The organism is Streptomyces sp. NPDC111520, assembly GCF_055635295.1.
The window spans coordinates 103,042-127,108 of record NZ_JBVKBW010000002.1 but is presented as its reverse complement, the minus strand read 5'-3'; the positions used below and the strand labels follow the sequence as shown (position 1 = coordinate 127,108).

The window sequence follows — 24,067 nt, the reverse complement described above, 5'->3', positions numbered from 1 at the left end:
CCGGCCGCGGACGGACGCCCGAACACCGGTGGGCGCGTACGGATCCCGTACGCGCCCACCGGCGTTCCGTGCGGCTCCCGGCGCCCTCAGCCGCCGATGCCGGACTGCCGCAGCAGCGCCGCGAAGGAGACGGGGTCGAACAGCTTCTGCAGGTCCGCCTGGGACACCGCCGTGCCGTCGATCTTCACGTACGGCGTGCCCGTGGCGCCGCTCTTGACGAAGGCATCCTCGGAGGCGGTCACGAAGTCCGCGTACGACTGCTTCCGCACCGCCGAGTCGAAGGCCGCCCCGCGCAGGCCCTTCACCTTGCCGGCGAGTTCCAGCAGGTACGCGTCCGTGAACCCGTCCACCTGCTCCTGCGGCTGGTTGGCGTAGAGCAGCTCGTGGTAGGTCGCGAAGGCGCCCGGGCCCGCCTCCACGGACGCGCGCAGGGCGCCCGCGGCCCGCTTCGAACCGCTGCCCTTGAGGTTCCCGTCCAGGAACGAGGCCAGGGTGTACTGCACCTTCACGTCACCGGACTTCGCCAGCGCCGCCAGCTGCGGCCCGGCGGCCGCCTCGAACGCCTTGCAGATCGGGCAGCGCGGGTCCTCGTAGACGTGGACGGTCTTCGGCGCCGCCGGGTCGCCCACCGTGATCGTCGTCCCGTCCGCCTCCAGACGCGCGGGCAGCGCCGCCAGCACCGCGGGGTCCGGCTGGACCGGCACGTCGCCCACGGCGGCGGAGGACGCGGCGGGCGAGCTCGCGGCGGCCGGCGCGTCCGGGGAACCGGAGTCGGTGGTCAGCAGCCCGCACCCGGTCACCGCGAGGCTCAGCAACCCCGCGGCGGCCGCGGCCGCCGCCGCACGCGCTGAGGTGCGCGCGGTCCCGCGCGCGGCATTCCGTACGGCCCTGACAACCATCGGCACTTCCCGTCCCTTCGGATCCGTTCCGCCCCGAACGGTAGGGCTTCGCGGGCCCCCGTGCCCAACCGCGCGCCCGGCCCGGGGTCCGGCCGCGTACCCTGCCCCGCACCACCGGTGAGGACACGGGCAGCGGCCGCGACGGCAGCCTCCGGTTCGGCGCCGAGCGCGGCAACGGAACGCCCGCGGCCCGCCTCCCCACCAGGGCGACCGGCCGCCCGCGCGGGTGTGGAATCTGTCACAGCTTGGCAGCAAACCCCCTCCGGGGGCGGGGGGCACCGTCCTCCGCCCCCGGGACCGGGTACGTTCGAACCGTGGCTGGATTCAGGAACGGACGCGGACGGGACGGGGACGTGCAGCACCCGCATCAGCAGTACGGCGGCTACCCGCAGCAGAACACCTCGCCGGGCGGGCAGCAGCCCCAGCACGGCTTCGCGCCGGCCGCCGAGGGTGAGCCCGAGTACTTCGGCTCCGCGGCGTCGACGCCGACGTACGACGACAACCCCGGGCACACCCGCGCCTTCTCCATCGGCGACGCGCCCGACACCTACGACCCCTACGAGCAGCAGTCCCCGCAGCCGGACCAGGTGTCCACCTACCGCGCGGGCCACACCACGGCGCCCCCGGCCGGCCCCCGGCTCGGCTGGAAGCAGCTGCTGAGCGGTGTCGTCATGCGCCCGTCCGCCACCTTCTGGCAGATGCGCGACTACCAGGTGTGGGTCCCCGCCCTCATCGTCACCTTCCTCTACGGGCTGCTCGCCGTCTTCGGCTTCGACACCGCCCGTGAGGACGTGCTCGACGCCACCCTCTCCAACAGCGTCCCCTGGGTGGTGTGCACGGCCATCGCCGTCATCCTGTGCGGCCTGATGCTCGGTGCCGTCACCAACGCCCTCGCCCGCCAGCTCGGCGGCGACGGCGCCTGGGCGCCCACCGTCGGCATGGCGATGCTCATCACCTCGCTGACGGACGCCCCCCGACTGGCCTTCGCCGTCTTCCTGGGCAGCGCCAACAGCTTCGTCCAGTTCCTCGGCTGGGCCACCTGGATCGGCTGCGCCGCCCTGCTGACCTCCATGGTCTCCAAGTCCCACGACCTTCCGTGGCCCAAGGCCCTGGGCGCGGCGTCGATCCAGCTGATCGCGCTGCTGGTGCTCTTCAAGCTGCCGGTGATCTGAGGCCCGCGGCACGCACGCGTAAGGGGCGCCCCTCCTGAAGGGGCGCCCCTTACATATGTGGTGCGGTGCCCGCGGCCGGCTGCGGCGTCAGCCGCGTGCCATGACTCAGAGCGCGTCCTTGGACGGCGTGACGGGCTCCCCCGCCTTGCGCACCGGCGGCAGCACGCTCCAGGGGAAGTTGATCCACTCGTCAGTGCGCTTCCAGACGTAGTCGCACTTCACGAGCGACTGCGACTTCTCGTAGATCACCGCGCTGCGCACCTCCGCGACGTGGTCGGCGCAGAAGTCCCGGACGAGCTTGAGCGTCTTGCCCGTGTCGGCGACGTCGTCCGCGATCAGGACCTTCTTGTCGGAGAAGTCGATCACATTCGGCACCGGGGCAAGCATCACCGGCATCTCGAGCGTAGTCCCCACACCGGTGTAGAACTCGACGTTCACCAGGTGGATGTTCTTGCAGTCCAGTGCGTACGCCAGCCCGCCCGCCACGAACACCCCGCCGCGGGCGATGGACAGCACCACGTCCGGCTCGAAGCCGTCGTCGGCGACCGCCTGGGCCAGGTCCCGCACCGCCTGCCCGAAGGCCTCGTACGTCAGGTTCTCCCGCGCCGGCCCGGCCATGCGCTCAGACCTGCGTCCGGTGGAAGTTGAGGTAGGAACGCGACGGCGTCGGCCCCCGCTGTCCCTGGTACCGCGAGCCGTACTTGTCCGAGCCGTACGGGAACTCCGCCGCCGAGGTCAGGCGGAACAGGCAGAGCTGCCCGATCTTCATGCCCGGCCAGAGCTTGATCGGCAACGTGGCGACGTTCGACAGCTCCAGCGTCACGTGGCCGGAGAAACCGGGGTCGATGAAGCCCGCGGTCGAGTGCGTCAGCAGCCCCAGCCGGCCGAGGCTCGACTTGCCCTCCAGGCGCGAGGCGATGTCGTCCGGCAGGGAGATCACCTCGTACGTCGAGGCCAGCACGAACTCCCCGGGGTGCAGGATGAACGCGTCGTCCCCCTCCGGCTCCACCAGCCGCGTCAGGTCCGGCTGCTCGACGGCCGGGTCGATGTGCGGGTAGCGGTGGTTCTCGAACACCCGGAAGAAGCGGTCCAGCCGGACGTCGATGCTCGACGGCTGCACCATCGACGGGTCGTACGGGTCGATGCCGACCCGCCCGTTGTCGATCTCGGTCCGGATGTCCTTGTCAGAGAGAAGCACGCAAGCAGGTTACGCGGGGACGGGGCTCCGGGCCGAATCGAGCCGACCCGGCCCGGAGTCCCCACGTCACGTCCGACCTGCGCGTCCGGACCTGCGCGACCGCTACTTGCCGATGTCGGCCGCCACGGGGACGGCGCTCCGCAGCCGCGCACACCGTGGACACCTGATCAACCGCCCGGGGCCGAGCCTTCCGGCGCCCAGGTTCTGCATCGGAAACGTAGCGGTGCTGAATACGTGCCCTTCGGCACAACGAACGACGGTGCGATCCATCGCTGCCCTTCTCCCCGGTACCTCAACGACGAAAGCCACATTAGGGGATGAACCCACCCCCACCTCACGCGGCACTCCGCCCACTCCGGCACCTCGGGCAGTCCTCACCGTACGCCCCCCGCACCTCCCCGCGCACACCTTTCCGGAGCCAACACGAAGGCCCCGGAGGTATGCGTCCGGGGCCGGGCATGGGGTACAGTGTGCGAGGTCAGATACCTCAACAGGTGTCTTACGCGGGTGTAGTTTAATGGTAGAACATGAGCTTCCCAAGCTCAGAGCGCGGGTTCGATTCCCGTCACCCGCTCCAGCAGAAAGCCCCAGGCGAGCAGCCCGGGGCTTCTTTGTTGTCTAGACCGGATCAAGCGTCTCGTGCCAGATCCGTGCCAGATGCTGTGTCATCTGCTGCCGCACGCCGCTCGCGGACCAGGCGATCCAGGCCGGCGTAGGCCCAGTGGGTGAGGACGAGGGTGGTGGCTTCCGGGGAGTCGTCGGGGTCGGGCAGTCCCAGGGCTTGGCGTTGTTGGGCGGCGCGGTAGTCGGCTCGGACCTGGCGCAGTGCGCCGAGGGTGGTGGAGTAGCGGCGGGATTTGGTGGAGAAGTGGCCGCGGAAGCCGAGCATGTGGGCCCAGTCGAGGAGCTTGCGGTCCGGGTAGGGCTGGTGGAGGTCGAAGCAGGCTTCAATGAGCCGCCGCGGGTGCGGGGGGACGCCGAGGAGTTCGAGGGCTTCGCGGTTGCCGACGCGGCGGTCGACGGTGCCGGTGGTTTCGGCGGCTTTGGCGGCGTACTTGGCCACGTAGGAAGCGACGGCCTGTTCGGTCAGTTCCCCGTCCGTGTCGGCGTCGGTGGACCGGATGGGCTGGACGTCGAGTTGGGCGCCCCAGGTCAGGGAGCGGGCCGGGTAGTCGCCGGCGGCGGAGACGGGGACGGGTGCCGTCGCGCAGGCGGGTGCCGGTGGTGATGGCGACGACGGGGAACGCTCCTGCCTCCGTCCCGCTCGGCGCGCCGTCCGCCGCCGCGCGCCAGCAAGGGTAGGCGGAGGGCATGAGGTCAGAACCGCGGTGGCTGGGGCGGGTGGCTCCACGGCTTTACGCAGCCACCTTGGGGCGAGCCTCCAAGATCGGGGGCCCACTTCGGGCTATTGCGGGCAGACAAGGTGCTACCCGAATCGCGGCAAGCTTACGGGCCCCCGATCTCTCGCCCCAAGGCAGCTCCAGCCCAAAGCCGTTCCACCACCCGCAAGAGCGGTGCGAGGATCTACTCGGCCCAGCCCAGAAAGGGATCGCGCGTGCCATCGATCGAGCAGCGTCTAGAAACAGTGATGGCGGCACCCATCGACGCCCTCATCGACCCCGGACATAAATTGCGGCCCTCACCGGAATCACTGTGTCACTGGCGCCTGCCCGAGGGTGATCGGCGGGCGCTGTCGGAACGAGGTCTCCCCGACGACCAGCTCATGACGCCTTGTTTCCAGTCCGGCACCGCACCGACCCTCGTGCCGAACGTGGCCGGCGAGCTGGAACGACGGCTGATCACGCCAGCCGACCGGCTATTCGACCTGGGGCGATGGGGCAGCCATGATCTGACCCCGAAGATGGGCGCGGTCCAAGGCGACGGCAGGGTGCTCGCCATCCGACCGGCGCCAGTCACCGCCGCTGACTTGCACCCCGATTTGCGCGATCACTATCGCAACCTCTACCAGCCAGCCGTCGACTTCATCAATTCCTCCATCACCCAGCTCATCAACATCAGCTGGCGGTGGAGAGCCGCCCTCCCCATCCTCGTCGAACTATCTGCTCCATCCGACCCCTGCTCCGAGGAAGAGATCGGTGCACACTTCGCCCGGCGTGAAGAGTGCGAGCAAATCGTGCTTGAGGGAATCGAGCGCATCGACCCAGCGATCGCCGCTGCCGACCGTTGCACTCTCTGGGGAGAATTGGTCACCGACCCCGGCAGCTAAGCCCGCGGCTGTACAGCAGCGATGTACAGCAACCACCGCGACCGCAACCGACCATCATCATCCCCAGACGACCAGCTGACGTACCCGGCAGACCTCAGCAACCGTCGCGCCCATAGTTCGCATTGAGGGGACCCGGCGTGCCACAGCCGTGCCAGATGAGGCGGTGCCGAACGGGGAGCCACGGGGAACAGCGGTGACGAGGCTGCGTCGCCGCAGCTCAGCGTCCGCCCAGGTGAGGCAGGGTCCGCAGCCTCAGTCTTCCAAACTGGTGCTCCAGAGGGAGCAGGGGGTTCAGTAGGGTGCGCAAGGTGCGAAGCATTAGGCCAGGGGATCACTGCCCGGTTTGCGGGTTCGACCTTGGGTACGCGCCCTGGGGCGGCAGCGGGGACGTCGCGTCCTTCGACATCTGTGGGTGTTGCGGGATCGAGTTTGGGTACGAGGACGCGACAGACGCGGGCGTGATCAAGGCCCGCAACGACTGGATTGCCCAGGGGTACCCCTGGAAGGGCAACGTTAAAGACAAGCCGGCCGACTGGGATCCGGAGGCACAACTGCGCGAGTCGCTGCCGGTCACGTGGCCCATGGGTGACCATGGCGTTCCATCCGCGCGGGATCCGAAGTCGTCCCACTGAGTGTCTAACTGCGCTACAACGACCCCGCACCAGGGCGCCCAACCACGGACGCTCGCGGACGGTCCGCCCAGGTCACGAGTGGTTCGGCCGCCGGTCACAAGGGCGCGCGCATTGCTTCGGGACGAAGCGGCCGCTCCGTTAAGGTGCTCGATGCGGCAGGATGTCGCCTCATGCATCACGGTGACCACGAAGACGACTTGCTGTCGGCGCTTCGGGACGCGCAATCCACCTCCTGGGCAGTGAGAGCTGCCGCAGGTCGCCGTCTCGCAGCCTGGCCAGAGCACGCCGAGGTGACCCCAGCCCTCCATCGACTGTTGCTTGATGAGCACGACACTGGTGTCACACAGGAGACTGCCGAAGCCCTATTGGCGCGGCGGGACCTTCCCGGTCTGCGGACCGTACTGCGTGCGCTCTCGCAGGCACAGGTCGGGGACACCGCGGACCAGCTTGATGCCGAGGTCAGCTGTGACCCGCGCTGGACCACTGACGACGGAGCTACACAGCTGATCGCCCAGCTGTCCACGTTGGCACGCGATGAGGACCCAGGAGTCCGCGACGAAGCCCTCCATATTTTGGGATCCACAACGACTCAGAACGACGACGCTCATCCCGATTGAGGCCCCTCGTGAGCCACACCCGCAGCGTGCCAGATGCGTGCCAGATCGGACGGTGAACCCCGGTCAACACCGGGCATCTCATGGCCATCGGGCATGGGTGACAGCGGACGATCTACCCAGGTCACGGCTGCAGGCGGGCGCCAACGAGCGGTGATTCCCAAGCTCAGAGCGCGGGTTCGATTCCCGTCACCCGCTCGAAAGTCGAGGGGCCAGGTCAGGGCTGCACTCCCCAACCTGGTCCACGGCGTGTGCGTTGGCGCTTTAGAAAATACCCTTGTAACCCTGCCAGCCGGTGGCGATCTTCACCCGTGCGGCGAAGGACCCGGTGCCGTTGCCGGTCTGCCGGTAGAGGTTCCCGGCGGTGTCCCGAGCGATCAGGTCGGCCTTTCCGTCACTGTTGATGTCCCCGACGCCGACGACCGCGTTGTACGAGGCCCCCCAGCCGGTGGCGATCTTCACGCGCGTGGCGAAGGTGCCATTGCCCTTGCCGAAGTACCGGTACAGGTTGTTCGACTTGTCCTGCGCGACGAGATCGCCGATCCCGTCACCATTCAGGTCCCCGGCCCCGACGACCTTCTTGTAGGTCTTCCAGTTGTCGACCAGCTTCACGCGCGCCGCCAGCTTGCCACCGCTCGCCCCCTTGTACAGGTACACCGCTCCGGTGGAGGCGTTGCGGGCGATCAGATCGGGGCGGCCGTCCTTGGTGACGTCACCGGGGGAGGTGAGGACGTCGTACTGGTTCCAGCCGGTGCCCACCGTGGTGTACGGGGACGTCGGCTTGAGCGCCGCCCCACAGGCCGGCCTGTACAGGCGGAGGGTGCCGGTGCCGCTGCTCAGCCGGATCAGGACGTCGTTGCAGCGGTCACCGCTGAGGTCCCCGACGGGCACGGCGCGGGTGCCCGTCGCCCAGCCGCTGCCGCTGACCTTCCCCGAGAACGTGCCCTGGCCCGTGCCCTGCTGGAACGTCAGCGCGCCGGAGGAGTTGAGGGTGAGCAGGTCGCCGATGCCGTCGGGCAGCGCCGAGTCGCCGACGTGGTCCCGCCATACCGCTGTGCCACCCGTCAACCGGACCGTGCCGGACTGGACCAACGCCGCTCCCTTCCCGTCCGCCGGCTGAGCCGTCAGCGTCCAGGTGTACGAGCCACTGGGAAGCAGTCCGCCTGTCGTGCCACGGCCGTCCCACGTCGTCGCGATCGAATGCTCGGCCGGTCCGCCACTGCGCGTGGCCACCACGCGGCCCGTGGCCTTGTGGCGTATCTCCACCCTCCAGGAAGCCGTCGGCTCGGAGAGCCACCATTCACCGCGCCAGGCGACCGGGGTCACGTCCGTCTCCACCCGCGTGGTGACGTTCCGGTAGGGAGAGACCAGGGCCGCCTCGGGCCGCCCGGTGTGCAGGACGTGGACAGCCTGGTCCAGCGTGGAGTACGCGAGGTCACCGCTGCGAGGGTCGAGCGCCACGAGCCCCGCGGCGTCGGTTGACCACCGCTGGACGGCCGTCCCGGTCTGCAGGCCGTAGACAGCCAGCCCCTGCCCGCCCCGGACGGCGACGACACCGTCGCCGAGGTAGGCCTGCGCGGTGGAGGGAAGCGGAATGTTCTTCCTGGACTGGAGGTCGTAGACGCCGCCCGCGGCGTACGGAGCGGTGCTCACGTTGCACGTCCAGTACAGCCACCGGCCGACGGCCTGCAGGTCGACCATGGAGGAGCACCCGGCGTTCACCGTGAAGGACGTCAGCGAGGCCCCGGTGCGCGCGTCCTTGGCCGTGACCTTGCCGCCCGGAGCCGAGGACCACAGGGTGGTCCCCCAGATCGCACCCCTGTGGTCCGGCTCCGTGTGCACGACCTTGCCGGAGTCGATGTCCACGACCCGGAGTTCCTGGCTGCCGCCGGCAGGTCTCCCTTCGACCAGCACCAGGTTCTCGGATGCCCCCACGATCCTCATCTGGTCCGGGGAATCGTCGAAGGAATCCTGGAGGCCCGTTTCGATCGGCGTTCCGGGGAACGTCCCGCCCTTGCCCACGACGAACAGCTTGGGCTGCCAGCCGCTGTCCACGCTCACTGTCCCGCGGTACACGGTCCGGCCGTCCCCGGTGGGATACAGCTCGGGGCACAGCCCCCCGGCGACGCTGCACTTGGTGTACGGGGCCGGCAGGCCGCCCATCCGCACGCGCGCGCCGTATCCGGGTGCGGTTTCGGTGAGAGGGCGGTCGTACACGGAGGTGGCCCCGTCGCCGAACTCCAACGTTCTGACGATGCCGTGATCCAGCGTCAGCCGCTGGAGCGCCATCGGGACCGGCGGGATGCCGAGCACACGAGCCGCGTGCGGTACGCCGTCCGCCCCGGCGGTGATGTCCTGGTAGCCGTAGTCCTCCGCGGACTGGCCGCCGACGAGTTGAACGCCGCCGTCCGGCCGGACGGCAACACGGTCCGCCACCGCACGGGCGAGAAGCGTCCGCTCGCCGGAACCGTCGAAGGGGACGGCCACGACCTTCCAGATGGACGCTCCGGACGCCTTCTGACCGAGCGAAGCGTCATAGCGGGCCACGATCAGCGAGTCGCCGACGACGCCGAGAACCTTCGAGTCCTTGAGACCGACCTGAACCTCGCGTACGGGGGTGTCGAACCGGCCCTGCTCATAGATCCGCACGCCATCGGCCTGGGGGGTGACCAGGTGAAGGGCGGTCACCACGGAATTCCCGTAGACCGTGCCGTACGGCAGAAACGTGGCTTCCGCGGTGCGGAGATCGATCCAGGCGTACGGGTCGACGTCCTGTCCGGGGACGTTCAGAAGTGAGAGGAACCCATGGACGCCGGCCCGCCCGACAACGGTGATGGAGGCACCCTCCGGAAGGCCTGTCACACGGCGGTCCACCGTGGTCCCGTTCTCATCGCTCAGCAGATGAAACTCGGTCCAGTTCCCGTCGGCAGCGGCTCCGCCCTTGGTCACCACCGTGGTCCCGATCGACCTGCTGTACACCTGACCTGCGGGGACTGTGACCGTCGTGGTCTCGTCGGTGACCATGTTCCGCAGCAGTACGTCACCCGTGCCACGGCTGGGCGGCAGCGCCACGACGTCCGATGCCGCTCCGTAGTACTCCACGGGGTCGTACAGATGCGTGCCTTCAAGCTCTCGGGTCGAGCCGTCCGCGCCCGTCCACTCCAATCCGGAGGGACCGCTCGTGGTGGTGGCGGGGTGCAGGAACCCGGAAGGCCCGACGCTCACCACGGAGCCGGAGCCCGGTATGACGCGCATGGTCGCCGGAATCGTGGCCGCAGTGAACGTTCCCGCATCGGCCGACGCGACCCAGGAGGCAGGACCGACAGCCAGCGACAGCGACACGACCGTCGTGACGGCACTGCGGAGGAGGACACGTCTGGCCACTTGATTCCACCCCTACGCGAACGGACCTGGAAACAGGCGGGGGAATCGGCTCGGTCCTCAGCACTCGCAGCAAGCAAGCCGGTCAATCCCGGCGTCCCCCGCCCCCCACACCCGAGTGATCGGATCCTAACAACAGGCTCACAGGTCTCGGAACGGGACTGCCCCAAACAGGAACAGGCAGCGTGTCGAGAGCCGCAGCAACCTCCCGCCGCCGCTCCGACGTCGAGTGCCGGCGGAGCAGCGCAGCCCGCTCGGAGGACTGGCCCCCGAACCATCGTGTCCTTGAGCGTGGCGCCCTATTGAGTGGCGAGGGTGTGGCCGGTGTGTCGCAGATCGAAGAAGCCGAAGTTCACCGGCCACGCCGATGACGCGAAACGCGTACGTCGAATCCACCGGTCACGCCCGGTCAGAACTGCGGTGGCCGGGGCGGTGCAGCCGGAGTTGCGCAAGTGCACTGCTGCCGAAGTCTGTTCGCTTACGGGCTTGCCGGCACGTGTCTCGGTCGTAGGATTCTTCCATGCGACCTGGTGATGCCGCTGGAGGCCCTGCCCGGACTCGCGTGCACTGGGACCCGTCGAAGTTTCCGAAGAGCGGCCGCGACGACGAGGGGTGGTTCTGGAAGAACCCCGTCGCCGTGCTGGTGATCGGCTTGCTGATCTTGGCTGCGGGAACGTTGTTCATGGCTGCCCTGGCGCCCATCGCTGTCGAACTCCGAGACGGGATCCACACCACTGGTACCGCGCACAGGGGCGGGACGGACGATGACGCCGAGTGGTGGGTCACTTTCGAGGTCGCCGAGAAGACCGAGACGCACCGCCTCTTGCCGGAGGACCTCGGCCAGAAATCGCTTGACGACGGCGATCGGATCGAGATCGTTTACAACCCGGCCAACCCGTCGCACGTTGCGCGAGAAGGTGATGTCGGTCTCCGCGGCCTGTTCCTACCCTCAGGAACGCTGCTGCTCGGGCTGATCTTCTTGGTGGCCTCTGGCGTCGTCTGGTTACGCCGTCGCCACCCCGTACAGCCACGGGGTGTGGCAACGACCACACCCACAGATGACCGGGACCAGTTCCAGCCGTCCGGCTGAGGTGCGCCGCGATGCGGACGGTGTCAGTCGCGCCGGGTGCGGGGGGCGTAGGGGCGGCCGTTCGGCCAGGTGAGCCGCTGCGGCAGGGCGCCGCGTTCCCAGAACTCGTCGAGCTGGGTGAAGTACGCGTCCAACTGTTTCTTGAGCAACCCCAGCCGCTCGGAGCCGAGTTCGGCCATGGGATCACGGTCGAGGACCAGCCCGGCAACATGCCGGGCGGTCGACCCCTCATAGGTGTGGCAGGCGGGGCACCAGATGTACGTGAAGAGCGATGCCGTCGCCGGGGCTGTGAAAAGCTGGTAGTAGCGGCGGATTCCCAAGTGCCCGCAGACCGGGCACCGCCGCTCGGCGAGCGGCAGGTGCGCCTGTTCGCGCAACGCGTCGGCCTCCGCTGTCACGAACCGCCGGACCATTGCCGCTCTTCTCCTCCCCACCCTGGTGGCCCCTCCCTGTGCACCGCGAGACGGCTGGGAGCGTAGAGGATCCAGGCGAACAGAGAACCGGCGACTGTGCTCCATCCCCTGCCCAACCGGGTGGCGTCATCCGTGGCCCACGGTCGCGGCAGGGACCAACGTGCCGTCATTCGTATGCAAGGGGGCAAGCCGTGCTCTTCCAGGGAGCGCTTAGTGCGGTCTTCACCGCGGGGGGCATCCTTTTGGCCGCCGACTACAGAGGCGCAGCTGACGGGTTCCTCGACTTCATGAGCAGTCTCGTCATGGGCCGGCCCAACGACGTGCTGACGCATCGCTTTGCACGTACCTTCGGGGCCTTCGTTGCAGTCGCGGGAGTGACAGGTCTCTGCATCGTGATCACGGACGCCCTCCAGTGACGGCTCCCGCCCACTTGCCGCGAGATGCCCGACACGTCGCCGTTGCCCCGGCGGCTGACCCTAGGGTGCCCCTGTGAATGTGGACGATCTCCGCTGGCAGTTGGACAACCTCGGCGGCGTCCTGCCGCGGATCGTGGACGAGATCCTCGAACGCGGCGGCCTGGAGGTCCTGGTGCATGCGGCACGGGAACGTGAGGACTGGTTCTGCGCCGCGGGCGCGGTGCGAGGGCTGTATGCGGTGGGGGAGTTCGGGCGGGCCTGGACGGTGGTGGAGCCGTTCGCGGCCACCGGTTGGCAGCCGGCGATGCGGGCGGGCGCCGACGTCCTGTTGCGGTGGGGCCGCGTCGACCAGGCGTTGGAGCTGACGCACCCCGAGGGGCCGCAGGAGAACGCGGTCGACGCGTGGCGGGACTACGCCGAGGTGCTGGTCCGTGCCGGGCGGGTGGACGACGCGCTCGGCGTACTCGGCCCGCACCTGCGCGGCGGGCGCCTGCTGAGGGCCCTGGTGGAGATGACCGAGGGCCAGGGATGCGACGAGCGGGTGTTGGAGCTGCTGGCCCCGATCGCCGAGGAGTTCCGGCGCGACCCGAAGCAGCGCGACGACCTGTGGGGTGCCCTCCCCGCACAGGCCCGGGTCCTGGAGCGGTCCGGCCGGGCGGACCAGGCGATCCGGCTGCTCGGCGCGGACATGGCCGCACGCCGGTACGGGCCGCAGAACAACGTCACGTTCTATGCCGAACTGCTCGCCCGACACGGCCGGGTCGCGGAACTTCGCCACCTTGCCGACACCCAGGCGTACGCCGCCGTGAGCCCGTACGTGACGGCCCTGGAGGACCTGGGCCGAGCCGGGGAAGCGGAGGCGTACCTGCGCGAGTTCATCGCCGCCAAGCGTCCGGGCCGGCACGAGAGCACGCTGATGGGACTGCTCATTCGTCAGGGCCGGGTGGACGATGCGATCAAGGCGGTGGAGCACACGTTCGACGACCTCTACGACGGGAACCTCCTCCAGTCGACCCTGATCGTGCTCGCCGACCGGGGCCTGCACGACAGGGCAATTGGACTCACGGAAGGGCGCAGCCCCGAATTCCTGGCGGAGAACGACGAGTTCTGGCTCCGGTCCAACCGGTGGTGGCTGATGGGAGAGTCAGGACGCGCCAGGGAGGCGATCGCGGAGATCCAGGCATCGCCGGCCGACAGGGTCGAGGACCGCGAGCAGACCATCGCCTGGCTGCTCGCCCAGGACGGCCGCGTCGAGGAGGCCATCGCCCTCCTGCGCCCGTTGCCCGGCGAACGGGCCGCGACCGACCTGGCGGACCTGCTGGTCCGGCAGGGCCGCCTCACCGAGGCCATTGCCGTCATCCCCGGCGTGGCCGCCCAACGGGAGGAGAAACGACGCCTCCGGGCGGAGGGGTAGCAGGCCGCTTCCCGGCGCCGGCTACGGGTGCGACGAATGACGGACGGCCCGGACCTCGGGCGGGGCGCCTGAGTCGGCGGTCGGGATGTGCGCGGTGGGGGTGCCTCTCGGTGAGAGGCACCCCCACGGGCTTGACCGGTGCCTACGGGCCGGGTGTGGGCCGGAGGCGGCGTTCGGCTAGGAGATGTTGTTGAACTTGGTGCCTTCGCCCGTGTAGAGGTCGGTCGTCAGGCGGGTGAAGGGGGCCGTCGTCGAACCGGTCGAGTGGTAGACGTACGAGCCCTTCGGGCCGTAGGCGACCAGGTCGGGGCGGCCGTCGGCGGTGACGTCGCCGGCGCCCACGAGGTGGGAGAAGGCGTTCCAGCCGGAACCGATCCTGACGCGTGCGGCGAAGTTGCCCTTGCCGTTGCCCTGGTAGAGCCAGAGGACGCCCGAGGTGTCACGGGCGACGAGGTCGCCGGCCGCCGTGCCCGCGATGTTGCCGACAGCGGTGAGCTGGTTGTAGATCTGCCACCCCTTGCCCACCTTGACGCGGCCGGCGAAGGGGGCGGTCGAACTGCCGGTGCCCTTGTAGAACCACAGGACGCCGGAGGTGTCGGCGGCGACGAGGTCGGCCCGGCCGTCGCCGTCGAGGTCGCTGCCACCGGTGAGCTGGTTGTAGATCTGCCAGCCCGGGCCGACCTTGACGCGGGTCGCGAAGGTGCCGTCGCCCCTGCCCAGGTACATCCAGAGGACGCCCGAGGCGTCACGGGCGACGAGGTCGCCGGTCGGGGTGTCGGCGAGGTTCCCGGCGGCCTCGATCTGGTTGTAGACCTGCCAGCCGTTGCCGATCTTCGACCGCTGGGCCGTGGTCACCTGGCTGCCCGACGGCCAGTCGAGGAGGTCGTCCCGCCACAGCGCACCCGAGGCGTCCCGGGCGAGGACGTCCGTCGAGCCGTTGGTGTTGAAGTCGTGCGGGTTGGCCTGGCGTGAGACCTGGAAGCTCCCGCCGGCGGTCGCCGACGCGCCGACGCCGTCGGCCGGGGCCGCGGTGATCTGCCAGGTGTAGGCACCGTTCGGGGCGCTGATGCCCTCCAGGACGCCGTCCCAGACGAAGGCGAAGCGGCTGTCGGAGACCGGCTGGGACAGGCGCTTGGTGAGCTTCTTGCCGGTGGCCGTGTGCGTGAGCGTGAGGTCGACGGTGGCGTCCGGGCGGGACAGGGTCCACTCCATCGGGACCGTGGTGCCCGGCTTCTCCAGGCTCACCGTGGTGGGCGCCTGCGACGCCGTCACCTTGACCCCGAGGACCCGGTCCGTACGGGCCACGAGCGTGGCGCTCGGCAGGTGGTCGTCCCCCTCCCAGATCCGGAACAGCCCGTCGGTGTCACCCGTCGAACCGCGCACGAACAGCCCGCCGTCGGGCGCGTGGGCCACGCTGGAGAAGTGCTCCAGGAGCTTGTACGGCGCGGAGGAGGAGCCCTTGATGCTCCGGGCGTACAGCGGGCTCAGCTGCGCGTCGGCCGCCTTGCCCGGGACCCCGTAGAGCAGCGAGTCCCTGGTGATGCCGGCGATGACGGCACCGCTCATGGAGCTGTCCATGGCGAACCTCTGGTGGTCGCGGACCCCGTCCACGACGAGTTCGGTGACGCCGCCCCGGTACTCGACCGCCGCCTCGTAGTCGGCGGTGTAGGCGCCCGTCGAGGCCTGGGTCCACGGGGCGATGTTCCACCCGCTGCCCTGCTCGATCGGCGCGTCGCTGTTGACGGTCGTGCGCGTCCGCCAGTACTCGGTCCGGTAGGTGGCCGAGTTCGGGAAGACCCGGTTGCTGCTGAGGACGATCATGACGTTGCTCGCGGAGGCGACGACCTTGAAGTCGATGCTGTAGGGGTTGGACGAGCGCTTCGTCTTCTTGGTGACGCCGTCGGCCCGGGAGAGCTGCCAGAGCTCGTGGTAGTCCCTGTCGCCTGTCGGAACCTTCACGAAGAGGTCGCCGCCGACCACGCCGACGAGCTTCGCGCCGGGCTTGAACTCGGACGCGAGGTCGTAGGACGCGGACCAGCCGGCGCCCTCGCTCATGTCCCGGAGGAAGACCGTGCTGCCGCCGTCGCTGGTCACGACGACGTCGGAGTTGCTGTCGTAGCCCACGGTGCCCGCGCTGATCGGCAGCACCGAGCCGTCGGCGTACGCGTGCCACTCCAGGACCTTGTTGCCGGAGCCGTCCGTCCGGGACGTGAGGTATCCGGTGTCGCCGGTGCTGACGATCTCCGCGTCGAGGGGCAGATGCGCCTCGCCGGTGACGGCGGCCACGGCGCCGGTCCCGGTCACGGCGGCGGGAGCGGCCACGGCCCCGGCCGAGCCCAGCGCGCCGGCGCCGATCGTCACGGCGAGAACGGTCGCGACGGAGGCGGCGAGACGGCGCCGGGTGGTGCGTATGGAAGCCAAGGAAGTCCTTCCTCATGAGCCGAGCTGTCCGCACATGCGTGCGAGGCACTCGGTTGGACCTGCGAAGGGGGTGTGGGGTTGTACGAGTTGCTCGTGTTCCTCGGGGAGCGACGAGCGGACCGGGAGCGCGGAACATGCCTCAGCCGGCACCGGGTTGAGGCCCTGGTGAGTCCGGTGTGGACGTGGCTGGGCCAGCCTTGCGCGGCTCCCGGGCGATGAGCTGACGGGAGCGTGCCCGCCCGGCGAAGAACGGGGTGCCGTGGCGGGCGCGGGCCACGTCCGCCCGGTCCCCTCCGGGTGGCGTGCACTCGGAGGGGACCGCCGCGGACCGGGTCTAGCAGAAGCCGTTGAGGCCCCACCACTCGCCGTCGGTCCGCTCGCCGCCGAGCAGGAGCCCGTTGCCGCGCCCGCGGTAGGTGACCAGCCAGCCGGGGTTGCCCGCGAAGCCGTCGATCTTGTACTTGTCGTTGGTCACGGCGACGAGGTCGGGGCGGCCGTCGCCGGAGAAGTCACCGGGGGCGATGAGGTTGGCCATGGCGTTCCAGCCGCCCGTACCCGCCAGGACGCGGCTGCCGAGGGCGCCGGCGCGGCCCGGGTAGAGCCACAGCTTGCCGGTGGCCGCCTCGCGGGCGTAGAGGTCGGGGCGGCCGTCGCCGTTCATGTCGCCCACGCCGACGAGTGCGTTCATCGAGTTCCAGCCACCGGTGCCGATGAGCTTGCGGGAGCCGAGGGAGCCGGTGGAGGTGCCCGGGTACAGGTACAGCTTGCCCGTGGACTTCTGGACCGCGATGAGGTCGGAGCGGCCGTCGCCGGTGAGGTCGCCGAAGGCGGTGACGTTGCTCATGCCGTTCCAGCCGCCCGCGCCGATCAGTTTGCGGGAGCCGAGGGAGCCGGTGCCCGTGCCCGGGTAGAGCCAGAGCTTGCCGGTGGACGCCTCGCGGGCGATGAGGTCCTCTCGGCCGTCGCGGCTGAAGTCGCCGTGCCGGGTGAGGGCGCTCATGCCGTTCCAGCCGCCGTTGCCGATGAGCCGGCCGGTGTCGTCGCCCGGGGTGAACCAGAGCCGGCCGACCTTGTCCCTGGTGATGACGTCGGCCTTGAGGTCCCCGTTCATGTCACCGAAGCCGAGCGCCTTGGGTGAGGTCTCGGCGACCCAGGACGGGTAGGCGGGCCGGCTGCACTCGCGCTCGGTGCGGACGAACTTGATCGAACTGGTCGTCGCGGGGATGTCCCCGCTCCATGCCAGCGACGAATCGGCGGGTTCCTCCGCGGAGTAGCCGTCCCACGGCACGTGGTTCTTGGCGTCGTAGGTGCAGGCGATCGACTTGGTGCGGTTGACGTGCGAGTGAATCTTGTTGCTCCACGTACCCAGGTCCGCGACGTCCTTGTTGGTCATGTACCGCGTCCCGGTGCCGTCGTCGCCGGTCCAACCGCACCAGTACCCCACCGTGCAGCCGTACACGTCCTTGGCGGCGGCCGGAACCGCGTTCACAGTGGCGAGGGCGGTGCCGGCGACCATCAGGCCGGACAGCATCGCCGCCCCCCGGATGAAACGTTTCCTCATGTGCTGCTTTCCCCTCCCATTCGGTCAGGCACCTTATCTCCTTGCCCGGCCTTTCCGTCAGCCTTACCCGTCCATTACCTGGGGGGTGCCCGGGGGCGCGGGCGCCGCCGGCCGGGAGTCGGGTCAGTGGTCCTCGGGCGTCGGCGTCGGTGCCGGCGCCGCGGCCACACCGCGGGCCGCGAGGGACGTGCCGAGCCGGCGGCGCAGACGGGCGGAAGCTCCGCGGAGGGCTCCCAACCGCCGTACCTCTTCCGCCTCGAGTTCCGTCCGCGCCGCCAGCGCGAGTACGGCGGCGTAGGGCCGTTCGCCCTCGGCAAGCTTCGCCGCCACGGCAGCGTGGACGGCCCGCAGGACCGTGCGGTCCGCGCGGGGGTGGTCCGCCAGCAGGCGCAGGAGCGCGTTGTCGTTCCAGGAACTGTCCCGGGCCGCGCTCAGTTCCAGCAAGGTGCCGGGCGCCGTGTGGGGGTTGGCGGCCAGCGCCTGCCAGACGAAGGGGTACGGGCAGTGCGCGAGTCGGTGCAGGACCGAAGCGTCGGTCTCGGCCCGCGCCCGTTCCAGGTACGCGGCAGGCGTGTGCACGTGCGGTGCCCCCACAGGGTCGTCGGGGCGCCATCCTGCCACGGGGCCCGGCTTGCGGGTGCGGGGGAAGCGGGCGGCGAAGCGCCGTCCGGCCCGGGCGTTCGGCCGCTGACGCCGACGGCACGGCTCCGGGCGGCGCTCGGTGCGCTGCCCGGGGCCGTGCCGTGGCACGCCGTTCGCCCGCGTCAGACGACGCGCTTGCGGCCCCAGAGGAAGATGAAGGCCGTGACGGCGGCGGTCAGGGCGAAGAGGATCGAGGCGCCGAACCACTGCATGCCGCTCATCTGGGAGAAGGGGATGTAGTCCACCGCCCAGCCCACGATGCCCTTCTGCTGCTGGCAGGCCGCGACGGCCTTCTCCGATCCGGCGTGCACGCAGGTGCTCCAGCCGAGGGTCTCCCCGGACGACGTGAGGAACGACTGGTCGACCTGGAACGCGGCGTCGGGGAGGCGCGGGCCCTCGCCGTTGACACCGGAGTTGCTGGTGGCCCTCAGCACGTTGCCGAGGTCGAGCCGGAAGTGGGCCCAGACCACCTGGACGGCGGCCGCGAAGAAGAAGGTCACGACCATGGAGATCAGGGTGCGGCGCAGGACCATGCCGATCGCGACGCCGCCCAGCACGGTGAACAGCGCGAGCGCGACGGGCACGGGCCCGGTGTTGTCGAACGCCTGGCCGGACGTCCAGTCCATGACGGTGTTCTGCTTGCTCACCGGCGCCCACCACCGGCCGAAGGCGAACGAGAGGGCGGCGGTGCAGACCACGACCACCAGGGCGCTGATGCCGAGCTTGGCGGCGAGCCAGCGGGCGGGGCCGGGGGCCTGGGAGGTGACGAGTTTGGCGGTGCCGCTCTCCAGGTCGCCGGCGAGCAGGGGGGCGCCGAGGAAGACCCCGAGGAGGACGGGGACGAAACCGAGGCCGAAGGCGGCCTTCAGGAGCGCCGCGCTCCGCGGGTTGATGTCCTCCATCCACTTGTCGGAGGGGGAGTGGGGCCATCCCCTGGCGGTGAGGTGGTCCAGCAGACCCGCGCGCTGGTAGAGCATCCACGCCACGGCCAGGGCCGTCGCGATCAGGAGGGTCCAGAAGGCGGCGCGGTGCTGGCGCCAGATGAGCCAGGTCATGCCGCTGAGCCGGGGACGGCGGGTGCCGCCGGCGGCGACGGGGGGCACGGGCGGTGCGGGCGGGTTCGCGGTGAGGTTGCTCATGCCGCCGCCCCCCGGCCGCTCGCGCCGTACGGGCGGCCCGGTATCTGGGCCACCGGACTGATCAGTGGTGGCGCCTCGGGCGAGCGCAGGTAGGCGAGCAGGAGTTCCTCCAACTGCGGGGTATGGGACTGCCACTGGCCGCTCACCGGACCGTCCGGGCGGATGAGGGCGGTGACCTGCCGGCCGCTGGTGCGGTACTCCACGACGGTGTGCCGGGCGAGTTCCGCGGGCATCCCGGCGCCCTCGCGCTCGGCCACGCCCTGCAGCAGTACGTGGGCGCTGCGGATCTCGTCCACGTCACCGGCCATGCGCAGCCCGCCGGTGGAGATGACCAGCAGGAAGTCGCAGACGCTCTCCAGCTCGCTGAGCATGTGGGAGGACATCAGCACCGTCGTGCCGTGCTCGGCGGCCTCGGCCATCAGTGTGCTCATCAGCTCGTGGCGCACCAGCGGGTCGAGGTCGGACATCGGCTCGTCGAGCAGCAGCAGGTCGGGCCGCTTGCCGAAGGCGAGGGCGAAGGCGACCCGGGTGCGCTGGCCGCCGGAGAGGGTGCCGACCTTCGCCTCCATCGGCACGTTGCCCGCGCGGACGATCTGCTCGGCGGCCCGCTGGTCCCAGCCGGGGTTGAGCTCGCGGCCCAGACGCAGGGTCTCGGCCACCGTGAAGCGGCGGAACAGCGGCTTCTCCTGGGCGAGGAAGGCTGTACGGCGTCCCGCCTCCGCCGACTGAGGCGCCGCGCCGAACACCGTCAGGGTGCCCTCCGTCGGCTCCAGCAGGTTGGCGGTCATCGACATCAGCGTCGTCTTGCCCGCACCGTTGGGGCCCACCAGCCCGCAGATCCGGCCGGCCGGCAGGCGGAAGGAGCAGTCCCGCAGGGCCCAGCCCCGCCGGTACTTGCGGCCGACCCCGTTGGCCTCGATCGCCGACTCCTCGACCGGGCCTCCCCTGTCCATGGCATCCGTGGTGTCACGCACTGGTCATCCTCTTCTCCCGACCTTCCGGTGTTCCGTCGGCCGCCGTGGTTCCGGCGTACCGCTCCTCCAGGACGGCCGCGACCAGCGCCGCCACGTCCTCCCGGTCCAGGCCCGCGGCCTGGGCCCGGGTCATCCACGCCTCCAGGTCCCCGCGCAGCGGGGAGTCGGCGCCCGCCTGGGGGCGGGCCAGCGAGCGGCGGATGAAGGTGCCGAGGCCGGGCCTGGGCTCGACCAGCCCCTCGCGTTCCAGTTCGCGGTAGGCCTTGAGCGTGGTGTTCGGATTGACGGCGCTGGTCTCGGCGACCTCCTTGGCGGTGGGCAGCCGGTCCCCCGGCATCAGGACGCCCAGCCGGAGGGCCTGTTTGGTCTGCTGCACGATCTGCTGGTAGGCGGCGATCCCGCTGCGCCTGTCGATGCGGAACTCCACGAGCTTCAACACCCTTTAGCTACTCGATTAGTGGAATGATGATGGGAGGGGGGCGCGAGCCGTGTCAAACGAAGCGGCCGCCCCGGCGTCCGTCGGGACAGAACCGTGACATTCGTGATGCGGCGAACCACGCGGCCCAGGACAGCACGAAGACCCCGGGCGGACAGCCCGGGGCCTTCTGTACGGACGGGAAGGGACGTCAGCGGTTCACGATGCCGCGACCGCGCTCCCCCGGTCGACGCGGACCTGCGTGGACGGGGCGCCCTCACGGCCCTCCAGGTCCAGGGCGACCACGTAGTAGTACACGGTCCCGGCGGGCGCGGCCGGGTCGGTGATGGTGCTCGCCTCCGCGGGGGCGTCGGCGACCGCGCTCCACACCTCCTGCGGGCTGCGGTGCCGGTAGAGCCGGTAGCCGCCCACGGCGCTCCCGTCGCCGCCCGGGGGGAGGGAGACCCGCACGACGTTCGCGTCCTCGCCCGGCGTCCCGCTGATCACCGGGACCGGCACCCCGGCCGGGGCGGGGCGGGTGACCGTCAGCGGTGCGGTGGACGAGGAGATGTTCCCGTAGTGGTCGACGGCCTGCACCGTGTAGACGGTCCCGACGCCGGTCTCCGCGCGGAAGTCGAACAGGGAGGTCCCACGGACCGAGTCCGGGCCGTCGGGGTCGTGGCCGCCGACGGGGGCCGCCCACACCTCGTAGTGGTCCACGTCGGCGGAGGGGGACGCCGCCCACGAGACCACGTTGCCGGCGGTGGTGCCGGTCCCGGTCACGCCGGTCGCCGGTTCGGGCCGGGTGGTGTCGGGGGCGCCCGGGGTGGCCACGGCGGACGGCTGGGAGACGTTCCCCGCCGCGTCGCGCGCGGTGACCCGGTAGAACCACTGCTGCCGGACGTCCGCCCGCACGTCGCTGAAGGAGGTGTCGGCCAGCCCCTCGGCCACCGTCGTCCACGGGCCTTCGGCGCTGCCGGAACGCAGCACGGCGTACTGCCCGGCGCCGGTCACCGCCGGCCAGTCCACGCGCAGCGTCCCCGAGAGCACCTCGGCGGTCACGGAGGCCGGCGCGGCCGGAGGCGTCCGGTCCCTGCTGGTCAGGCCCTTGTCGGCGGTGCCCACGGACTCGTTGCCCGCTTTGTCGGCGGCGCGGACCTCGTAGTAGTACGTCTGCCCAGTGGGCGGCGGGGTGTCGGTGTACGCCGTGGAGGCCGTCGTCGCGAGCGGCTTGGCGGGGTAGGCGCCGCCACTCAGCCGCCGGTAGACGCGGTAGCCGGCGAGGTCCATCTCCTGGTTGCGCGCCCAGCTGATCCCGGCCTTGCCGGTGGCGGAGTCGTACGTGACGACGGGGCCCGTAGGGGTCAGCGGCCTGACCTTGTCGACGGAGGCCGTGGTCCGGGGCGTGTAGGCGAACGTGACGTTGGCCGGGCCAGTCCAGTTGACGAAGTCGACCCGCAGGCTGTGCCTGCCCTTGGGGATCGTGAGGTTGAGCGTCTTCTTCTGCGTCGTGGAGACGTTCTTCCACAGGCTGATCTTGCGGACGCCGTCGAGGTACACGCGGATGCCGTCGCGTGACGCGACGGAGAGCGTGAAGGGGCCCCCGGAGCCGAAGTCACGGGTGTTCGTCCAGCGGACCCCGAAGTTGTCCTTGGGCAGGCCGCTCGCGGGCGCGCCGGACCACGTCTGGTCGACGGCGCTGTCGCAGTCCGTCTTCTTCGGTGTCCCCGCGAAGGAGGTGTTGGCGAAGAACTGCCGCTTGAAGACGGGCGCGGCGCAGGTCGTCGCTGCGGAGGCGGAGGCCGAGGCGGTGGCGGCGAGCAGGCCGCCGGTCGTGGTGAGCACCACAGCGGTGGCCACCATGACGCGTCTTGCAGGTCTCATTCGGTCCTTCAGTCGGTCTCGGTCACCAGAGGTGATCACCAGCCGTTTCCGGACAACGAGACTTACGGGAGGGGGAGTTGGTTGTGCTCGTGGCGGGCCGGGATCGGGCGCCCGGGCCGGGTGGGCCGGTGTCACGGGCGGGTCGGCGTCGTCTCGTCGGGCTTCCACGCGCTGACGCCCAGCTTGCCCGTCGTGCCGAGGTCGAACTCCGGGGTCAGCGTCACCGGAGCGGCGCCGGGTGTCGCCCGGACCCGGGCGTAGGGCGCGTTGACGGGTGTGCCGTCGGTGACCGTGTTGCGCCACATCAGGGCGGCGGTCGCGCTCCGGCCCGGCGCGAGGGTGACCGGGCGGGGCGCGTCGTCGAAACCGGGCAGGAGGGCGACGCCCCCGCTGCCCCGGGAGACCTCGACGCCCCTGACGGGCCGGCGCTCCTCGTCGAGGAGCCGGACCAGCGGATAGCCCTCGACGCGCCGCACGCGGGACGAGCAGTTCTCCAGGCGCAGGCCCACCACGCGCAGCCCCATGGCGGCGTCGCCGTCGTCGGCGGTCAGGCGCAGTCCGGAGGACGGGCAGGCGCCTCCCGTGGCGGGGACCTCGTCCGCCGGGACGCTCCGGACCTTGACGACGCGCACCCGTTCCGCGGTGTAGCGCGGCGTGGCAGGCGCGTCCAGGTCGGCCTCGCCCCGCACGGTCCGGCCGGGCGGCACCGCGGGCACGGTGTGCGGCACGTTCCCCAGGGCCTCGCCCGCACCGGTGGTGAGCCCGAAGGTGACGGTGTACGTGAGCGGTTCGCCGGAGTGGTTGGTGACACGGAACGCGACGTGGAACGAGGCGGGGCCCGGGCAGTGGGCGGGCGGTGCGCTCACGGCGGTGATCTCGACGTCCCCGCCGCTCCCGGTCCCGGTGGCACCGTCCGCGCCCGCCGGGGGAACCGGGGAGGCCCGGACGGCGCACGTGTCCCGGTCGTCCGCGTGCGGGACACCGCAGGCCGTGACCAGGAGCAGCGGAGCGACGAGCACGGCCGGGAGGAGGAGGGCGTTGGTGCGCATCCGGCGACCCCATCAGGGCCCTCCCGTTCCCGGCCGTGGCGGAGGCCACAATTCCGGTCACATGACCGTCACAAAGCGCGGTGCCCGGGCCGGGGTCAGCGGGAGGCGGCGCTGTCGATCCAGGCGACGACGGCGCTGACCGTGGCGTCGTCGAGCTGCCGGGCGATGGTGTGCACGGCATCGCTGTCCCCGGGCAGCGGGGGCACCCCGGCCGCGATGAGCGCGGCGTGGACCTCCACCCAGCGCGCGTCGACGGCGGCCAGGTGGGCCCCCAGCGGGACGCCTCCCAGTGACTGCTGCGGAGTATCGAGAAGGCTCATGGTGTTTCCTCTCGGATCTCGGACGGTGTCGACCGGACTCGCCGTGCAGGACAGCCCCGCTCCGCCCGCCGGTTGCGCCGCGCCCGCGACTTCACCCGTCCGGCCCTCACCGGGCCCACCGGGGCCAGTGCCATGGGGATGACATTCGCCGGTGGGGCGACGCGGACCGGGCCGGACGGGGCATGGCCTATCGCAGTGCCCGCGCC

20 protein-coding genes, 1 tRNA gene and 1 pseudogene are annotated in these 24,067 nt (G+C 70.7%); 7 read left to right on the top strand and 15 right to left on the bottom strand.

Annotation, left to right across the window (positions count from 1 at the left end):
- Positions 1-86: 86 nt before the first annotated feature.
- Complete coding sequence (locus tag ACZ7MY_RS04590; RefSeq protein WP_499600261.1) at positions 87-899, bottom strand: thioredoxin domain-containing protein; 813 nt, start codon at positions 897-899, stop codon at positions 87-89.
- 353 nt (positions 900-1,252) lie between these two features.
- On the opposite strand from ACZ7MY_RS04590, the gene ACZ7MY_RS04585 reads away from it, so the two are divergent.
- Positions 1,253-2,071 carry a Yip1 family protein gene (locus tag ACZ7MY_RS04585; RefSeq protein ID WP_499600260.1) on the top strand — a complete coding sequence of 273 codons (819 nt, stop codon included), beginning with the start codon at positions 1,253-1,255 and terminating at the stop codon, positions 2,069-2,071.
- A gap of 105 nt (positions 2,072-2,176) precedes the next feature.
- Here the strand turns inward: ACZ7MY_RS04585 and ACZ7MY_RS04580 are convergent, their stop codons facing one another.
- Positions 2,177-2,689 (bottom strand): phosphoribosyltransferase, encoded by a 513-nt coding sequence (locus ACZ7MY_RS04580; RefSeq protein ID WP_499599549.1) that lies wholly within the window; start codon positions 2,687-2,689, stop codon positions 2,177-2,179.
- A gap of 4 nt (positions 2,690-2,693) precedes the next feature.
- Positions 2,694-3,269, bottom strand: a complete 576-nt coding sequence (dcd, locus tag ACZ7MY_RS04575) for a dCTP deaminase (RefSeq protein ID WP_499599546.1) — start codon at positions 3,267-3,269, stop codon at positions 2,694-2,696.
- A 503-nt stretch (positions 3,270-3,772) separates the two neighbouring features.
- Between dcd and ACZ7MY_RS04570 the strand changes: the two genes are divergently transcribed.
- Positions 3,773-3,846, top strand: a tRNA-Gly gene (locus ACZ7MY_RS04570).
- Positions 3,847-3,897: 51 nt separating this feature from the next.
- Here ACZ7MY_RS04570 and ACZ7MY_RS04565 read toward each other — a convergent pair.
- Positions 3,898-4,509 (bottom strand): annotated as a pseudogene (locus ACZ7MY_RS04565) (replication initiator); the annotation flags it as partial.
- 315 nt (positions 4,510-4,824) lie between these two features.
- On the opposite strand from ACZ7MY_RS04565, the gene ACZ7MY_RS04560 reads away from it, so the two are divergent.
- Both ACZ7MY_RS04560 and ACZ7MY_RS04555 read left to right on the top strand, forming a co-directional pair.
- Complete coding sequence (locus ACZ7MY_RS04560; protein WP_499599543.1) at positions 4,825-5,496, top strand: SUKH-4 family immunity protein; 672 nt, start codon at positions 4,825-4,827, stop codon at positions 5,494-5,496.
- Between the two features lie 458 nt (positions 5,497-5,954).
- On the top strand, positions 5,955-6,128 hold the full coding sequence (locus tag ACZ7MY_RS04555; protein ID WP_499599542.1) for a hypothetical protein: 174 nt from the start codon (positions 5,955-5,957) through the stop codon (positions 6,126-6,128).
- Between the two features lie 878 nt (positions 6,129-7,006).
- Here ACZ7MY_RS04555 and ACZ7MY_RS04550 read toward each other — a convergent pair.
- Positions 7,007-9,997, bottom strand: coding sequence for an FG-GAP-like repeat-containing protein (locus tag ACZ7MY_RS04550; RefSeq protein ID WP_499599540.1), 2,991 nt, complete (start codon positions 9,995-9,997; stop codon positions 7,007-7,009).
- 646 nt (positions 9,998-10,643) lie between these two features.
- Between ACZ7MY_RS04550 and ACZ7MY_RS04545 the strand changes: the two genes are divergently transcribed.
- On the top strand, positions 10,644-11,213 hold the full coding sequence (locus tag ACZ7MY_RS04545) for a DUF3592 domain-containing protein (RefSeq protein ID WP_499599538.1): 570 nt from the start codon (positions 10,644-10,646) through the stop codon (positions 11,211-11,213).
- Positions 11,214-11,236: 23 nt separating this feature from the next.
- On the opposite strand, the gene ACZ7MY_RS04540 is transcribed toward ACZ7MY_RS04545, so the two are convergent.
- A complete protein-coding gene (locus tag ACZ7MY_RS04540; RefSeq protein ID WP_499599537.1) occupies positions 11,237-11,611 on the bottom strand; it encodes a hypothetical protein in 375 nt (124 codons plus the stop codon).
- 206 nt (positions 11,612-11,817) lie between these two features.
- On the opposite strand from ACZ7MY_RS04540, the gene ACZ7MY_RS04535 reads away from it, so the two are divergent.
- Positions 11,818-12,042: a hypothetical protein gene (locus ACZ7MY_RS04535; protein ID WP_499599536.1), complete on the top strand. Its 225-nt coding sequence runs from the start codon at positions 11,818-11,820 to the stop codon at positions 12,040-12,042.
- A 73-nt stretch (positions 12,043-12,115) separates the two neighbouring features.
- Positions 12,116-13,456 carry a tetratricopeptide repeat protein gene (locus tag ACZ7MY_RS04530; RefSeq protein WP_499599534.1) on the top strand — a complete coding sequence of 447 codons (1,341 nt, stop codon included), beginning with the start codon at positions 12,116-12,118 and terminating at the stop codon, positions 13,454-13,456.
- A 177-nt stretch (positions 13,457-13,633) separates the two neighbouring features.
- Here the strand turns inward: ACZ7MY_RS04530 and ACZ7MY_RS04525 are convergent, their stop codons facing one another.
- The 9 genes from ACZ7MY_RS04525 to ACZ7MY_RS04485 form a co-directional block, all read right to left on the bottom strand.
- Positions 13,634-15,877, bottom strand: coding sequence for an FG-GAP repeat domain-containing protein (locus ACZ7MY_RS04525; RefSeq protein WP_499599532.1), 2,244 nt, complete (start codon positions 15,875-15,877; stop codon positions 13,634-13,636).
- 334 nt (positions 15,878-16,211) lie between these two features.
- Positions 16,212-17,438, bottom strand: coding sequence for an FG-GAP-like repeat-containing protein (locus ACZ7MY_RS04520; protein WP_499599531.1), 1,227 nt, complete (start codon positions 17,436-17,438; stop codon positions 16,212-16,214).
- A gap of 123 nt (positions 17,439-17,561) precedes the next feature.
- Positions 17,562-18,017, bottom strand: a complete 456-nt coding sequence (locus ACZ7MY_RS04515; RefSeq protein ID WP_499599530.1) for a hypothetical protein — start codon at positions 18,015-18,017, stop codon at positions 17,562-17,564.
- 185 nt (positions 18,018-18,202) lie between these two features.
- A complete protein-coding gene (locus ACZ7MY_RS04510; RefSeq protein WP_499599528.1) occupies positions 18,203-19,219 on the bottom strand; it encodes an ABC-2 membrane transporter-related protein in 1,017 nt (338 codons plus the stop codon).
- Positions 19,216-20,172 carry an ABC transporter ATP-binding protein gene (locus ACZ7MY_RS04505; RefSeq protein WP_499600259.1) on the bottom strand — a complete coding sequence of 319 codons (957 nt, stop codon included), beginning with the start codon at positions 20,170-20,172 and terminating at the stop codon, positions 19,216-19,218. Before ACZ7MY_RS04505 ends, ACZ7MY_RS04510 begins: the two co-directional genes overlap by 4 nt.
- Positions 20,173-20,185: 13 nt before the next feature.
- On the bottom strand, positions 20,186-20,632 hold the full coding sequence (locus ACZ7MY_RS04500; protein WP_499599526.1) for a GntR family transcriptional regulator: 447 nt from the start codon (positions 20,630-20,632) through the stop codon (positions 20,186-20,188).
- A gap of 195 nt (positions 20,633-20,827) precedes the next feature.
- A complete protein-coding gene (locus ACZ7MY_RS04495; RefSeq protein ID WP_499599525.1) occupies positions 20,828-22,492 on the bottom strand; it encodes a PA14 domain-containing protein in 1,665 nt (554 codons plus the stop codon).
- A gap of 131 nt (positions 22,493-22,623) precedes the next feature.
- Complete coding sequence (locus ACZ7MY_RS04490; RefSeq protein WP_499599523.1) at positions 22,624-23,541, bottom strand: DUF4232 domain-containing protein; 918 nt, start codon at positions 23,539-23,541, stop codon at positions 22,624-22,626.
- Between the two features lie 95 nt (positions 23,542-23,636).
- Complete coding sequence (locus ACZ7MY_RS04485) at positions 23,637-23,861, bottom strand: hypothetical protein (protein ID WP_499599522.1); 225 nt, start codon at positions 23,859-23,861, stop codon at positions 23,637-23,639.
- Between the last annotated feature and the right edge of the window lie 206 nt (positions 23,862-24,067).